Source organism: [Chlorobium] sp. 445 (assembly GCA_002763895.1).
Taxonomy (GTDB): domain Bacteria; phylum Bacteroidota; class Chlorobiia; order Chlorobiales; family Thermochlorobacteraceae; genus Thermochlorobacter.
In genome coordinates this window covers 1-14,263 of sequence record NSLH01000044.1, presented here as the reverse complement: position 1 = coordinate 14,263, position 14,263 = coordinate 1, and the positions used below count along the sequence as shown (strand labels likewise).

Genomic DNA, 14,263 nt, shown 5'->3' with positions numbered 1-14,263 from the left:
GTAAATATATCGTAATAGCGAACCATGAAGAAACTGATAGTCTTTTTCGCCCTCCTATTTTCGTCAAGTTCTCTTTTTGCACAAAGTTACAGCGTGCAAGGCAGAATCATCTCTGAAACTGATAAATCGCCTTTGGCGGGTGCAAAAATCACCCTCTCTCGCTTGCCTGACTCTACACGCAGCGGGGCTATTGCAAATGCAAGTGGGGCATTTCTCATTCAGAATCTTTCGGCAGGCAAGTATGCTCTCCGTGTTACTTACATCGGCTACCGTGATTATGTCTGGCGGTTTGAACTCAAAGAGTCAGTTGATCTCGGCGTCATCGCTATGAAAGAAAGTGGTGCGGTCTCTGATGAAATTGTCGTCGAAGAGCGGTTGCCTACAGCGATACAACAGGGCGATACTGTACAGTTTAATGCGCGTGCTTTCAAAACGAACCCTGATGCTACTGCGGAAGATTTGATTAGCAAAATGCCAGGTGTTACAGTTCAGGGCGGTAGAGTGCAGGCACAGGGTGAACAAGTTCGCCAAGTGCTGGTTGATGGCAAGCCTTTTTTTGGAGAAGATCCAAGTGCTGTGCTGAAAAATTTGCCTGCAGAAATGATCGAAAAAATTCAAGTTTTTGATCAACAAAGTGAGCAAGCGCGTTTCTCTGGTGTCGAAGATGGCAATACGATCAAAACCATCAACATTGTTACGAAACCCGCCTATCGCAATGGGTCCTTTGGGCGTGCATATGCTGGTTACGGTGATCGGCAGAACTATAAAGCTGGCGGAAACCTAAACATTTTCCATGACGAACAGCGCATTTCAATTATTGGGCAATCCAACAACATCAATGAGCAAAACTTTGCCTCGGAAGATTTGCTCGGTGTTGCCAGTTCGAGTGGTGCTGGTGGCAGTCGACGCGGTGGATTTGCAGGCGGTGCGGCTGGACGCGGCAGTGCAATGATGGCTTTTGGTGGACCACCACCACCCGGCGCTTTTAATAACCCTACCGATAATTTCCTTGTCAGTCAGCAAAACGGACTGATTACCACGCACGCCTTCGGCGTGAATTACATTGATGAATGGAGCAAGACAACGGACATCTCCGCAAGCTACTTTTTCAACATGAGTGGCAACCTTGCCTCGACTTCGCTTTTTCGTCAGTTTATTTTGCCGTCGCAATTAGGTCAGACTTATCTGGAGACGAACTTTGCAGATACGCGCAATATCAATCACCGCCTCAACATGCGCATTGATCACAAGTTCAGTGAGACCACATCGATCTTGCTTGTACCGCGTCTTACGCTGCAAGACAACCGTGGCAGAAACGACCTTGATGGCATTACCGCACGTGAGGCATTGACACTCGGTAACACGCGCAACGACTTTGCTTCTGAGCTTTTTGGCGCAAGATTTTCAAATCTCCTGCTCTTTCGTCATCGCTTTAATATCGGACGCACGATTTCACTGTCGCTCAATACGACCTACAATCATAACGATGGTGAGAGCCAACTTAGCGCTCTCAATGAGTTTTTTGCTGACCCTAGCTTCAATCCACTTTCCACGCGCACCGACTCGCTAAATCAATTCTCTAACACGCGTCAGCGTGGATGGGGCTTTACAGGCAATGCAACCTACACAGAGCCACTTGCACTTAATCAAGTTTTGCAGTTTACCTACACTGCAAACTACCGTCCGAACACCTCTAACAATGAGACTTTCAGTCGCCCGCCTTCTTCGGCTGATTTTCGGCTCGATACGCTGCTTAGCAACCGCATTGAAAGTGCATACCTTACACAGTCTGCCACAGCTGGCTATCGCTTTTTTACGCGTGAGGTGATTTTTGCCTTAAATCTTGGCTATCAATGGGCAAGTCTCAGTAGCACGCAAGAATTTCCGTTTGCTTTCTCTATCAATCGTGCCTTTCAAAACATTTTGCCCTCCTGCATTTCTCCGTCTAAGATTTTCGGACAATCAAAATCTCTTCTTTGCCTACCGCGCAAATACAATTGAGCCTAGCGTTGTGCAGTTGCAAGAAGTGCTCAACAATAGCAACCCACTGCTACTTTCAATCGGCAATCAATCGCTCAATCAAGAGTTTCAGCATACTTTCATTTTCCGCTACTCCTCAGTCGATGTACAAGCTGCAAGTTCATTTTTTGTGCTGCTCAATGGTAATTTCCGATGGGATTACATTGGCAATAGCACGGTTATCGCTACGCGTGACACCCTGCTGCCTAATCGTGTGCGTTTGCTTGCTGGCACACAGCTCACGCAACCCGTCAATCTTGATGGATACTATACTTTGCGTAGCCTTGTTACTTACGGCGTACCTCTACCACTTATTCAAACCAACTTGAATTTGAGTTTTGGGGCAAATCTTACACGTACGCCCGCGCTGCTTAATGGCAATCTCAACATTGCTCTGACGCCCTCAATCAATGCAGGTATCACACTCAGCAGCAACATCAGCGAGAAAATCGATTTTACACTTTCAACCACTACCAACTACGGCACGACACAAAACTCCTTGCAACCGCAACTCAACGGGCAATTTCTCAACCAACAGAGCCGCGCGAAAATCAACTTCATCTTTGGCGATGGCTTTGTGTTCCAAACCGATCTTACACATCAATACTTTTCGGGCTTGTCGCGGGACTTCAATCAAAATTTTGTCCTGTGGAATGCTAGTTTTGGCAAGAAGTTCTTTGATGATCGTGCTGAACTGCGCTTGACAGTATTCGATATTCTTAATCAGAACAATAGCATTCAGCGCAACATCACAGAGACATTCATTGAGGATACACGCACCGATATTTTGCAGCGCTATGTTATTCTCACCTTTACCTACAACTTAAGGCAAAACTAATTGGATTTCGGCGCAAGTGCGGCTTGCATAGCTGCACTTGTACTGCAGATACCGCCCTACAAAGAAATTTTGGTCTCACTAAGTAGTTGCTCCAACGCCTCCTCTACACGCGCAAGCGGAATGTGATTGATGCTGCCTTCATTTGGGCTTAGCAGCAAGGCAAAAGGGGATTGATAGGGGTACCACTCCGCAATGCTGCGCAGTTGTGAATACAATCCCACCACAGGTACGCCCGCCGCAGAGGCAATGTGCACAATAGCGGTATCAGGCGTCAGTACGAACTTTGCCCCTGCAATTGCTACAGCAACTTCCAGCAGCCCTATCATCAAAGGCTGGCAACGCGCATCACTTACCGTTTTCACAATCGCTTGAACCTGTTTGTGCTCCGATAGTGCCCCAGTTACAAATATCATTAAGTCAGGGTAGCTTTTGACAAGTATCTTGCACATTTGAGTAACTTGTTCGGCTGACCATATGCAGTCTGGCTTCAATCGAGAAGCAGCGATATTGACAATGCAGTAAGGACGACCGCTAAAACTTGGCAGCATCACTGTGGCAGGCTTGCCATCTACAAACAGATGTTCACTTGTAACCGAAAAGTCAAGGTTATGCTGCTGCACCAATTGCACCACTGGCTCAGCATTGATAGCGCGTACCGAGAGATAAGTTGGAAGGTTGTTTGGCGGCGCAGCATCTGGAAAGTCAATACTATGAGTTGCCATGCGCAGCATTGTTCGGCTATAATGCTCTTCATACGCAACTATGGGAACTTGGTAATCAAAGACCAAACTGTATATCTCAGAGCGCTTATCATGCTGCGCTGCAATTTTCTTTGCCTTGCTTGAGATTAGTGAGGCTAGCAGAGCAGCTTTGCTTGTGCGTGTATAGACCAGTGCGAAGATGGCGTCATACTCCGCTGCACGTGTTGCACGCAGCAGGGGAATCCAAGAGAAGTGAATTCCCGCTCTTGGATGAATTGGATAGGCGTGCGCAACATTAAAATCAGCGCGCACCAGCGTGTCGTTGCGATACGATGAGACGACATCAATCTGCAAGTGAGGGTGTGCTGTCTTCAGCCAGCGTAAAACCGGCGTTGTACAAATGTAATCTCCAATGGCATCGTAGCGAAAAAGCAAAATACGTTGAAGCGTACGACCATCTATTTTTGCAGCAGATGACTCACGGTGGCGCTTGCCATTCATGCTTGCTAAAGTAGCAAAGAACAGATGACGAACTTTGTCGGAGAAGGTACACTCGCTTTTTGTACTTTTTTTGTGTCTTGCAGCTTGTTCCTCCGTGATACTCCAGACGCTGTAGCGCTGGTAGTCCAAAAAAGACAGTTGTGGATTGAATGCAGGATGATTGCTGCGTGTGAAAATAGGCACCTCAAGCATGAGTAGGGCAGAAAATTTTTGGGATGCATTCTTGCCAGAGCGCTTCTGCAGCATGCAGTGCGCTTTCCACTGAAATTGCGCTAACGAAATCTGAGCTTGTCTCCAGCGCGCGGTGCGGTGCATGGTATGGTAGCCAGACCATCGGCAGTCCGGGTGCACGAGAGTAGAGCACGACTTGTGGCACTTTCCATGCGGCGGCAATGTGCACAACAGAGGTATCGGGCGTCAGCAAAAGATCGCATTGCACCAGCATTGCTGCAAATTCATCGAGCGAGGGTACTGCAGGTGCCGCTTTAATTGCTACTGCTTCTGCAATTGCATGGGCTTCGTCAGCTTCGCTGGGTGCAGAAAAAAGTATAATCTCAGCATCATGATGCCGCGCTTTGAATTGTTTAATGAAGTCAATGAAATTCTCTCGCCCCCAATATCGCCAGCGATCACCTGCTGAAATGTTGATGCCAAACCGATACGGGGCAGTCTTTTCACCTAAGTTTTGTTGCGCCTGCCTGAGTAGACTTTTCTCGAGAGGGTACTCGAGTTCTAACGACTCTTGTTTTGGATTGATTCCAAAGGGCAAAAGTGTCTGTGCAATGCGCTCAATGATATGCACGCTATTGCGCTCCAGCATCGGCACAAGATAGGTATAGACGTGTGCGTTTGACTTCTCGATCCCGATTGCTTTGCACCTTAGAAGTTGGATGATCAGCGATGATGTTGTTGAAGCATTATCCATGGGGTCAAGAATCACATCGTAGTCTTCACGGCGCAGCGCACGCAACAACGCTAGTATCTTCAACGGCGATTTTTCATACACCCAGCAATGATTCGTGTATTGCTTCAAGCGTGCTGACATAGATGCATTGTGCTGACTGAGCAGAATATCAATCTGCATGGCAGGATAGTGCATTCTCAAAATTCGTAGTAGGGGCAGTGTGATAATTGCGTCGCCGATTTTATCGTGTCGCAGAATTAAGACTTTACTTGTTGGCTCGAAAAGTGAGGTAGGGCTTGTAACACGCACCGTGTTGCGGTGGTGCGTCGCGCACATCAATAGGCGTCGTGATAGCAGTTCAAGCGATTTCAGCCACATTAGGTTACACTAAATTGGACTGTTCAGATTGTTCGAGTGCAAACTGCATTGTGTAGAGGCGCTTGTAGAGACCATCTTGACGCATCAATGACAAGTGATTGCCTTGCTCTTTGATACTTCCTTTATCCAACACAAGGATGGTATCTGCATTTTTGATTGTTGAGAGCCGATGTGCAATCACGAGTGCCGTGCGGTTTGCCATTGCCTTATCAATAGCATCTTGAACGAGTTTTTCAGATTCTTGATCAAGGGCACTTGTAGCTTCATCGAAGATTAGCACGGGTGGGTTTTTGAGCATGACGCGTGCAATTGAAAGACGCTGGCGCTGCCCACCTGAGAGGCGCACGCCTCTATCGCCAATAAAGGTCTCATACTTTTCAGGTAAGTCGGAAATGAAATCGTGTGCATTTGCAATCTTTGCAGCAGTCACAATCTCTTGCTGACTGACTGGACGCGTTGTTCCATACTTAATGTTGTTTGCTACGGTGTCGTTGAAGAGTACGACATCTTGACTAACCACTCCGAAGAGTCGCCGCAGGTCTTGCAGGTCGAATTCTTTGATATTGACGCCATCGATAAGAATAGCGCCTCGTTCGACATCGTAGAAGCGCAAGAGTAAGTCAACAATTGTAGATTTGCCTGACCCTGATTGTCCAATCAGCGCTACGACTTCTCCTTTTCGAATTTCAAATGAGACATCTTTCAGCACATAGTTTTCGCCATAGCGGAACCACACATTTTGGAAGACGATTCCTTTTTCGATCGTTGAGATGCGCCGTGTACCGTTTTTGATAGTTGGTTCTGTGTCGAGAATCTCGAAGAGCTGCGATGCTGCGCTCATTCCTTCTTGGACGCGTGCGCTTGTTTCTGCGATGATTTTAATTGGGCTCATAATTGAGTAGAGACCAAAGGCAAAAAAGACCAGTTCTGCTGAGGTCATCTCACCTGAAAAGACCTGCAAGCCACCGAACCACAGCACACATGCAATAGCAGCAATGCCGAGTGTTTCGTTGATAGGACTCAGTGCACCTCGCAGGCTATAGATTTTCAGAGTTGCCCATCGATATGCATCGGTGAGCGCTGCAAAAGCTTTGGCTTCGATCTGCTCCATCGCACTGGCTTTTACAAGTTTGATGCCGCTAAAGACTTCTTGCAAGCGTGAGTTCATATCGCTTGTACGATCTTGAATTACATCAGCTTGCTCGCGCACGAGTTTGCTCACCAAACGAATCATTGCAAGACTCAAGAGTGAGACTGCAAATGCAAACGCTGTGAGTTTCCAGCTGACAATCAGCAGCACCACAAGATAGCTCATGGCTAAGATGCTGTTGCGAATCAGGTTCATTAAGCTGCCGCTGACTTGAGTTTGAATCAGGTAGATATCGCTGCTGACGCGCTGCATGAGCATTCCAACCCGATGGCGATTGAAATAATCTAAGCCTAACGAGAGCAATTTGCTAAAGACATGATTGCGCAACTTATTTGAGCTTTTGGTCTCGACATAGACCATCAAGCGGTTGTTGAGATAGAGAAAGAAATTTTTGAGCAGGAACGCCACGACAAGAAAGAGGCAGATGTTGCGCAGTGTGCTTTCGCGTGTCGGACCATAAATGAAGGTTTCGAACTTGCGCAGTACGCTTTCTTTGAGTTTGTTGGAATCAATAGCATGCAGCGCGGGCAGTGTCGTATTTGGCGTCGTCTCGTGTTGCGGCGCCGCTGACTGAACAGCAGCAATTTGCTGCGCTGGGTCAAACCTTTCGCTATTGAAGACGGCATCGAGCAGTGGCAAAATCGTATAGATTGAGACCACGCTAAATACAGAGGTCAGCGTGCCAAGCAAGATAGCTAACAAAAGGTGCGATCGGTTCGGCGCAAGATAGCGCAGCACCCGAAGGTAAAGCGTCATTCTTTCTCGTTGGTCTGTTTTGTGGAACTCTTAGAGAATACTCTTTTTGCACTAAGAAAGTTGCATCTTCGCACACACCTCAAATTTTTTGTCCGGGATATTTCACTCGTCGGTGTCGTAATGCCATAATGGTTTTGATAAAACTTTCTTTGATGGCTTTAAGCTCTGCAAAGGTGAGCGGGCACTCTGAAAATTGATCTTCGTCAAGACGTTTGCGAATCACGACATCAATAATTTGCGACACTGTCTCTTCATTTGGTGTAGTCAGTGAGCGTACAGAGGCTTCCACGCCATCAGCCAGCATCACAATTGCAGCCTCACGGCTTTGTGGTTTCGGCCCTGGATAGCGGAAATCGTCAAGGTTGAGTTTATCGTGTGGGAACGCTTTCAAGGCTTTGTCGTAAAAAAAGTGAATCATGGTCGTGCCATGATGCTGTGGAATGAAATCGAGAACACGCTTTGGCAGCTTATAGAGCCGTCCAAGCTCAAGCCCTTGCTTGACGTGCTCACCGATGATGCGTCCACTGGTAATTGCGGTTAGTTCATCGTGCGGGTTGTAGTTGGTTTGATTTTCTGCAAAGTAGCGTGCTTGGGCGATTTTGCCGATGTCGTGAAAATATGCACCCACACGGCAGAGCAGTGCATTTGCACCGATGCAATTTGCTGCTTCTTCGGCTAAGAGACTGACCTGCATGGTGTGCGTGTAGGTACCAGGTGCATTTGCCGCCATCTCACGCAAGAGTGGATGATTGGCATCAGAGAGTTCCAGCAGTGTCAGGTCGGTCGTGATACCAAAGATTTTTTCGACCAGCAAGAGCGCCGGATAGACAAGGAAGCATAGTAGTGAGCTGATTGCTGCAAACTTGAGATCGGTGAGAATTTCCTCGAGACTTGCTAGGCGCGCGAAGTTAAACGCTAAAATTGCAACTGAATAGCCAATAAAGACATAGAGCACTGAGAGTGCAACTTGTGCGCGTTGGCGGATATCACGTGTAAAAAACACGCCCATTCCTCCTGCAAATAGTGTTGCCAGCGCAAATGGAAAATCATTGCCACGAATGGTAGCGGCAAGCAGCGAAATAGTAATTGTTGCAAAAATGCCTGTACGTGAATCAAAAATGATTGTGAAGAGAATTGAAGCCAAACCAATGGGCACGATGTATGGTGAAAGCCACTCGAACTGCACGGAATACCATGCCGCTAAGAGTTCAAGCAGAATGACACTGGTAAGCAAGAGCAGCAAGGAATTATCAAAGAAAATTTGCGGGCGCGAAAAGTAAAGATAGGCAGCAAACAGCGAAGCGATAATCAGCACGATGAGGATTTTGCCGATGTAGAGCCGCAATTCGCCCGTGCGCACTTCACGCTCCGCCTTTGCACGTAGGTACGAATCTAATTTACGCTTTGTCAAATCGGTGATGACTTCACCACGCGACACGACTTTTTCATTTTCACGCACAATGCCATCAGCAATCGGGACTGCACTCTCGGCGCGCATGCGCTCCACAAGTGTCTGCGTGGCATCATAGATGAGGTTCGGCGAGAGAAAGGGAAGACTGAGTTTCAGCGCAAGTTGCACCGTATCACTTTCAGGCTGTGCACGAAAGTACTCAGAGAGTAATTCTGTCATCGTAAGCACCGCTTCGACACTATCGCGCAGCGATTTGAGGCTAAGCACACTTTCTTCACGCCCGTTCGGAGCACGCAGTGCAATGCTCTCAGAAGCAATTTGATGACGCTCTATGCTAAGAATACCATCGGAACGAATAGAAGCGATGTGCAAGGGAAGAATGCGCCGCAAGTCTCCCAAAAGCGTACCTGATTCATTGCGCAGTTTCAGCACGCGTTTATATTCGTTGAGCAAGAGATTTTTTTCAGAGCTGCTCAACGCAAGATTAGAAAACAGGCTATCTGCAGGCAGCATCGTGGTATCGAGCGCATCGGTTTTTTGCGTGCGGTGGCTTTACCGAGTTCCGCCGCTAAGTAGCTTGAGAGTTTATCGAAATATCGATTGAAGTCTTGTGCTGTCGGTTCTTGTTCTTGCTTGCGGAAAACAGGTAAGACACTTTCACGCGCTGCTTTTTTTTCTTGCTCAAATACCTCATCCTTCTTGTAAATTGGAAAAGTGAAGGGTGCAGTTACATCATCTTGTAGCCATGTCGCACCAATTTCATAACTCAGCGAAGAAATTTTATTGCGAGGAAAGAGTGCCGCAACAGCAGCCAGAAATCCGACAAAAATCCCAATGCGAATCGCTTTGCTTTCTCGAAACGATTTTTTGTCAAACGCCATACACCGCCTAAACTTGGCAAAATCTGTTGAAACTAAACTACAAAAATGCAAAACACGCAACGCTCTGCCAAAACGGACATCTGCTTTCAATTTCAAGCGCTCATTGAGCAATGCCTTGCCGACACAGAAACCCCTGTCTCACTTTTTCTCAAAATCGGCAAGCCCTACAGCTGTCTTTTGGAATCTATTGAAGGGCAGGAGCGCGTGGCACGCTTTTCTTATATCGGTCTGGAACCGATTGCACTCTTCAAAGCCAGGCTCTATGGCAAGGAGGAGCTTGTGATTTTCGACAAGAAATTTGCTGCTTTAGCACATCTTCTTGCACCCCAAGCTAAGGCGCCAGAAAAACTCGAACGCCTGCTACAGGCTTTCTCTAACGCCTCCCCGCCACTGCCTTCAAAAATGATCACCTCAGGTGCATTTGGATACATTAGTTACGATGCCGCTGCATTCGTCGAAAAATTACCCGTTCCCCAAAAACTCATCCACTGAATTTACCTGACATCTTCTTTTGCTTTTATGACACGCTGATTGTCTTTGACAATATCACGCGCAAAGTCTATCTCGTTGCCAACTACTTAGACGAAGACGATCGTGCGGAGGCTGAGAAAAATTGCACATGCTCAAAAGCGCTATTGAAGAACCTCTCAACCGTCAGAAAGTCAAACTTAGCACAGAAATACCTGAAGACATCCATGCCAACATCACACGCGAGGATTACTTGAAAAACGTTCAGAAAGCCAAAGACTACATTTTTGCTGGTGATGTCTTTCAAGTGCAACTCTCGCAGCGCCTGGAGCGGCGCTTGCATGCCAAACCCTTTGATGTCTATCGCGCCTTACGCACCATAAACCCTTCTCCATACTTGTACTACTTTGATTTGGATGATGTGAAAATCATTGGCTCTTCACCTGAACTTTTGGTGAGTGTCAGCAACGAACATGGCAAACGCTTCGTCAACACACGACCAATTGCTGGCACACGACCGCGCGGTCAGACACTCGAAGAAGATTATGCGCTTGCGCAAGAATTGCTTGCTGACGAAAAAGAACGTGCTGAACACCTGATGCTCATTGACCTTAGCCGCAATGATGTAGGACGCATCGCTAAAATTGGTTCTGTGCAAGTTACTGAGCAGATGGTTATCGAACGCTATTCACATGTGATGCATATTGTGAGCCATGTGCGCGGCGAATTGCAAGACGACCTTACTGCGTTAGATGCTTTTTGGTCGTGTTTTCCTGCTGGTACGCTTACTGGTGCACCTAAAATTCGAGCAATGGAAATTATCTATGAACTCGAACAAGAAAAACGTGGGTTGTATGGTGGTGCAGTCGGATACATTGATTTTAGTGGCGAGCTCAAAATGGCCATTGCGATTCGCACGATGTTGACACATCAGACAGCACAGGGAAGACGGATATACTTTCAAGCCGCTGCTGGGATAGTGGCAGATTCTCAGCCTGAGCGCGAATATCAAGAAACCCTGAACAAAATGCATGCTGGACTTCGTGCTGTGGATCTGCTCATCTCTCAGCGATAAGTTTGCAAGCCCTTGCAAGTTCTTTGTACTTTGCATGCACTTTGTCGAAGACGCCGCACACGCTTGGGACCTTTTTACTCTTGCTTTTTAAGTTAAAGTATCTAAATTCTATTCCCTCTCTATCTGTTAAAGGGTGAAATTTTCTTTGTGCAACGTTTTGCTCTAAAGACTTGGTTCAACTGTTCAACGAAACTCTTTGATTGCAATGAAACAACGCACTTTTGCAAAGCGCCTTGCCACAGGCGTTGCACTCTCAATGCTGCTCGTATTTAGCTTTGGCTTTATTCGCCCTTCTGACTCTTTTTTCGAAGTGGCAAAGAACATTGAGTTGCTCGGCAAAGTCTACCGTGAAATTGCACTGAACTATGTCGATGAAATCTCTGTCTCCGAATTCATGCGAGCGGGCATTGATGGCATGCTCTCGACGCTCGATCCTTACACAGTGTTCATGGATGAAGAACAATCTGAAGATGTGGAGCAACTTACCACTGGTCGCTATGCTGGCATTGGGGTCTCAATTGGTCCTGACCGAGATGGTAATGTGGTGATTTATTCAATCACGGATGGCTACTCAGCGCAAAAGGCGGGCATGCGTATTGGTGATAAACTCATTAAGGTCAATGGCGTTGATGTACGGCGAAAAGATGTAAGCGATGTACGTGCGCTCATTAAAGGTGAACCGAACACAGAAGTCAAAATTCTTGTGGAGCGTGAGGGTGAGCGTCAGCCTATTGAATTTTCTCTAATTCGCCGAGAAATTCAAATCAAAAACGTACCGTTTGCAGGGCTTATTGATGATGGGACCATTGGCTACATTCGATTAGAGCGATTTAGCGTCAATGCTGCTAATGAAGTTGGAGATGCACTGCGTGCTATTCAAGATTCTGCAAGAGCCAAAGGCAAAGTGCTGCAAGGCGTTTTGCTTGATTTGCGCGGCAATCCGGGTGGCTTGCTTGATGCTGCAGTCAATGTCGCTGGTAAGTTCGTAGAGCAAGGCAGTGTGATTGTTACCACGAAAGGTAGAGATTCACTGCGCGTCAAGCACTACACCTCGAGCACACCACCACAGCTAACCGATGTCCCGCTTGCAGTGCTGATTAACACCAATAGTGCCTCGGCATCGGAGATTGTGGCTGGTGCAATTCAAGATTTGGATAGAGGTGTCATTGTCGGAATGCGCTCATTTGGCAAGGGGCTCGTGCAGACGATTACACGGCTGCCTTACAACACGTCGCTCAAAATTACTACCGCAAAATACTACACCCCTTCTGGTCGATTGATTCAAGAGGTGGATTATTTTCATCGCAACAAACGCGAAGGCAAGCGCACTGTATTTGTCAACGAGCCCGACACCGTGCATAATGCCTTCAAAACCAAAGGTGGTCGTATCGTCTACGATGGCGGCGGAATTGCACCTGACTTGGAAGTACCTGACGAAACCCCCTCTGTCGTAGAAATCGCACTTTACCGAAGTTCGGTCTTCTTCAAGTTTGCTAATCAATATCAAGCTAAGCACCCGACGCTGCCAAAAGACTTCAAAGCTGACGACAAACTCTTTGCTGAGTTTAGAGCCTTTCTTGAAAAAGACAATTTCTCCTACGATTCTGAAGGCGACCGCAAACTTGCTGAACTCATTGATATTGCTTCAAAGTATGACTATCACGAAAGCGTGCGCAAACAAATTAGTGATTTACAGACGGCTATCACTGCAGAAAAAGAAAAAGAACTCTTGCGTCAAAAACCTCGCATCCTTAGCATCTTAGAGCGAGAAATTCTTACTCGATACTATGGCGACCAAGCGGGCTTGATTTCTGCGCTGAAGTCAGACAGACAACTCAAGGCAGCGATTGCTTTGCTAAAAGATCAGAAAAAGTACAACGCCATGTTAGCTGCTGGGCATCAAGTTGGCAGTGCTATCACGACACGCAAAACCAGAACACCGAAGTAACACATGTGCTTGCAGCTTTTTTGTTGAATTTGTAACTCCATGTCTGCAGTCTGGGGAATTGATTTAGGCGGCACAAAGATTGAAGGCGTTGTGTTGCCTCACTCAACGAGCACTGAACCACTTTGCCGTTTGCGTGTGCCGACCGAATCAGCGAAAGGCTACAGGCACATCCTCAACCAAATTGCGCTGCTGGTTGAGCTGATGCAGAGCGCATCAGGGGCTGCCCGTCCTGCACGTATTGGTATCGGCATGCCTGGTGCATTCGACCCGCACATCAATGCTATGAAAAACTGCAACACCACCGTCCTTAATGGTAAAAATCTGCCCAAAGATCTCTCGGAAAAACTTGGCGCAGAGATTCGCATCGCCAACGATGCTAACTGCTTTGCGCTGGCTGAAGCGCGCTTGGGTGCTGCAAAGGGCTATCGCGTCGTCTTCGGCGTGATTATGGGCACAGGTGTAGGCGGTGGTATTGTCATTGATGGCGAAACTTTGAATGGCGCGCAAGGTATCGCCGGTGAGTGGGGACACAACGTGCTCGATGAGCGTGGAGAGATGTGTTATAGTGGCATCAAGGGCTGTGTGGAAAGTTTCATCTCTGGACCTGCTTTGGAAAAATTTTATGCCAAGCAAAGTGGTCGAGCATTAAAGTTGCCTGACATTGTTGCCTTGCATGAAAGTAGCACCGACACACACGCTACTGCCACAGTAAAACGACTTTGCCATTACTTTGGACGAGCGCTTGCCAGCGTGATTAACATCTTAGACCCTGACGCTGTCGTGCTCGGCGGCGGTGTCGGTAATATCAGCGCACTCTATACGGATGGTGTCGCTGAATTGAAAAAATACGTGTTCAATCATCGCTTGGATACTAAAATTTTGAAGCCCGCACTTGGCGATAGTGCGGGCGTCTTCGGTGCTGCCATGCTTGTTGCTGAATCACGTTGACACGATAGCTTAAATGTTGCGCGCGGTGTTAATCACATTCACATTTTTAATAAGTACGGTGGAAGAACCATGCGAGACAGCGTTGCTCTGCGGCGGTTGACCTTTGCCATCATTGAAGGCACCGCCCAGACGATAATCACGCTCATCGCAAATTGCAACACATGAATTCCAAAATTCTTGTGTGTTTGCCTGATACGCCACATCTTTGAGCATGCCGACAATTTTGCCGTTCTTAATCTCAAAAAATAACTGCCCACCAAATTGAAAATTATACCGCTGCTGGTC

The 14,263-nt window shown here is 47.2% G+C and carries 10 protein-coding genes and 1 pseudogene; 5 read left to right on the top strand and 6 right to left on the bottom strand.

The genetic code is table 11. The features are described from left to right. The first annotated feature begins 24 nt into the window (after nucleotides 1-24). On the top strand, nucleotides 25-2,001 hold the full coding sequence (locus CMR00_12015; protein ID PIO47143.1) for a hypothetical protein: 1,977 nt from the start codon (nucleotides 25-27) through the stop codon (nucleotides 1,999-2,001). Continuing rightward, nucleotides 1,841-2,857, top strand: coding sequence for a hypothetical protein (locus CMR00_12010; GenBank protein ID PIO47142.1), 1,017 nt, complete (start codon nucleotides 1,841-1,843; stop codon nucleotides 2,855-2,857). Before CMR00_12015 ends, CMR00_12010 begins: the two co-directional genes overlap by 161 nt. 56 nt (nucleotides 2,858-2,913) lie before the next feature. Here CMR00_12010 and CMR00_12005 read toward each other — a convergent pair whose 3' ends face one another. The 5 genes from CMR00_12005 to CMR00_11985 form a co-directional block, all read right to left on the bottom strand. After that, the gene (locus CMR00_12005) at nucleotides 2,914-4,452 is read right to left on the bottom strand and encodes a hypothetical protein (protein ID PIO47141.1); all 1,539 of its coding nucleotides are present in this window, start codon (nucleotides 4,450-4,452) and stop codon (nucleotides 2,914-2,916) included. Beyond that, the gene (locus CMR00_12000) at nucleotides 4,244-5,341 is read right to left on the bottom strand and encodes a hypothetical protein (GenBank protein PIO47140.1); all 1,098 of its coding nucleotides are present in this window, start codon (nucleotides 5,339-5,341) and stop codon (nucleotides 4,244-4,246) included. The genes CMR00_12005 and CMR00_12000 overlap by 209 nt, the downstream gene beginning before the upstream one ends. Nucleotides 5,342-5,345: 4 nt before the next feature. Then, nucleotides 5,346-7,247, bottom strand: coding sequence for an ABC transporter (locus tag CMR00_11995; protein PIO47139.1), 1,902 nt, complete (start codon nucleotides 7,245-7,247; stop codon nucleotides 5,346-5,348). A 79-nt stretch (nucleotides 7,248-7,326) separates the two neighbouring features. Beyond that, nucleotides 7,327-9,171, bottom strand: coding sequence for a hypothetical protein (locus CMR00_11990; GenBank protein ID PIO47138.1), 1,845 nt, complete (start codon nucleotides 9,169-9,171; stop codon nucleotides 7,327-7,329). After that, nucleotides 9,132-9,539: a hypothetical protein gene (locus tag CMR00_11985; GenBank protein PIO47137.1), complete on the bottom strand. Its 408-nt coding sequence runs from the start codon at nucleotides 9,537-9,539 to the stop codon at nucleotides 9,132-9,134. The genes CMR00_11990 and CMR00_11985 overlap by 40 nt, the downstream gene beginning before the upstream one ends. Before the next feature lie 45 nt (nucleotides 9,540-9,584). Here CMR00_11985 and trpE point away from each other — a divergent pair. From trpE to CMR00_11970, 3 genes and pseudogenes are all read left to right on the top strand, one after another. Next, nucleotides 9,585-11,082, top strand: a pseudogene (gene trpE / locus CMR00_11980) (anthranilate synthase component I). Between the two features lie 205 nt (nucleotides 11,083-11,287). Next, nucleotides 11,288-13,030: a peptidase gene (locus CMR00_11975; protein PIO47136.1), complete on the top strand. Its 1,743-nt coding sequence runs from the start codon at nucleotides 11,288-11,290 to the stop codon at nucleotides 13,028-13,030. Between the two features lie 39 nt (nucleotides 13,031-13,069). Beyond that, complete coding sequence (locus CMR00_11970; GenBank protein ID PIO47135.1) at nucleotides 13,070-13,978, top strand: sugar kinase; 909 nt, start codon at nucleotides 13,070-13,072, stop codon at nucleotides 13,976-13,978. Between the two features lie 9 nt (nucleotides 13,979-13,987). On the opposite strand, the gene CMR00_11965 is transcribed toward CMR00_11970, so the two are convergent. After that, nucleotides 13,988-14,263: TldD protein (locus CMR00_11965; GenBank protein ID PIO47134.1), on the bottom strand; the 276-nt coding region annotated here is incomplete at its 5' end.

Coding starts and splice junctions, on each gene's coding strand:
- CMR00_11970 (PIO47135.1), top strand. CDS start 13,070: ATGTCTGCAGTCTGGGGAATTGATTTAGGCGGCACAAAGATTGAAGGC.
- CMR00_11985 (PIO47137.1), bottom strand. CDS start 9,539: ATGGCGTTTGACAAAAAATCGTTTCGAGAAAGCAAAGCGATTCGCATT.
- CMR00_12015 (PIO47143.1), top strand. CDS start 25: ATGAAGAAACTGATAGTCTTTTTCGCCCTCCTATTTTCGTCAAGTTCT.
- CMR00_11975 (PIO47136.1), top strand. CDS start 11,288: ATGAAACAACGCACTTTTGCAAAGCGCCTTGCCACAGGCGTTGCACTC.
- CMR00_11995 (PIO47139.1), bottom strand. CDS start 7,247: ATGACGCTTTACCTTCGGGTGCTGCGCTATCTTGCGCCGAACCGATCG.
- CMR00_12000 (PIO47140.1), bottom strand. CDS start 5,341: ATGTGGCTGAAATCGCTTGAACTGCTATCACGACGCCTATTGATGTGC.
- CMR00_11990 (PIO47138.1), bottom strand. CDS start 9,171: ATGCTGCCTGCAGATAGCCTGTTTTCTAATCTTGCGTTGAGCAGCTCT.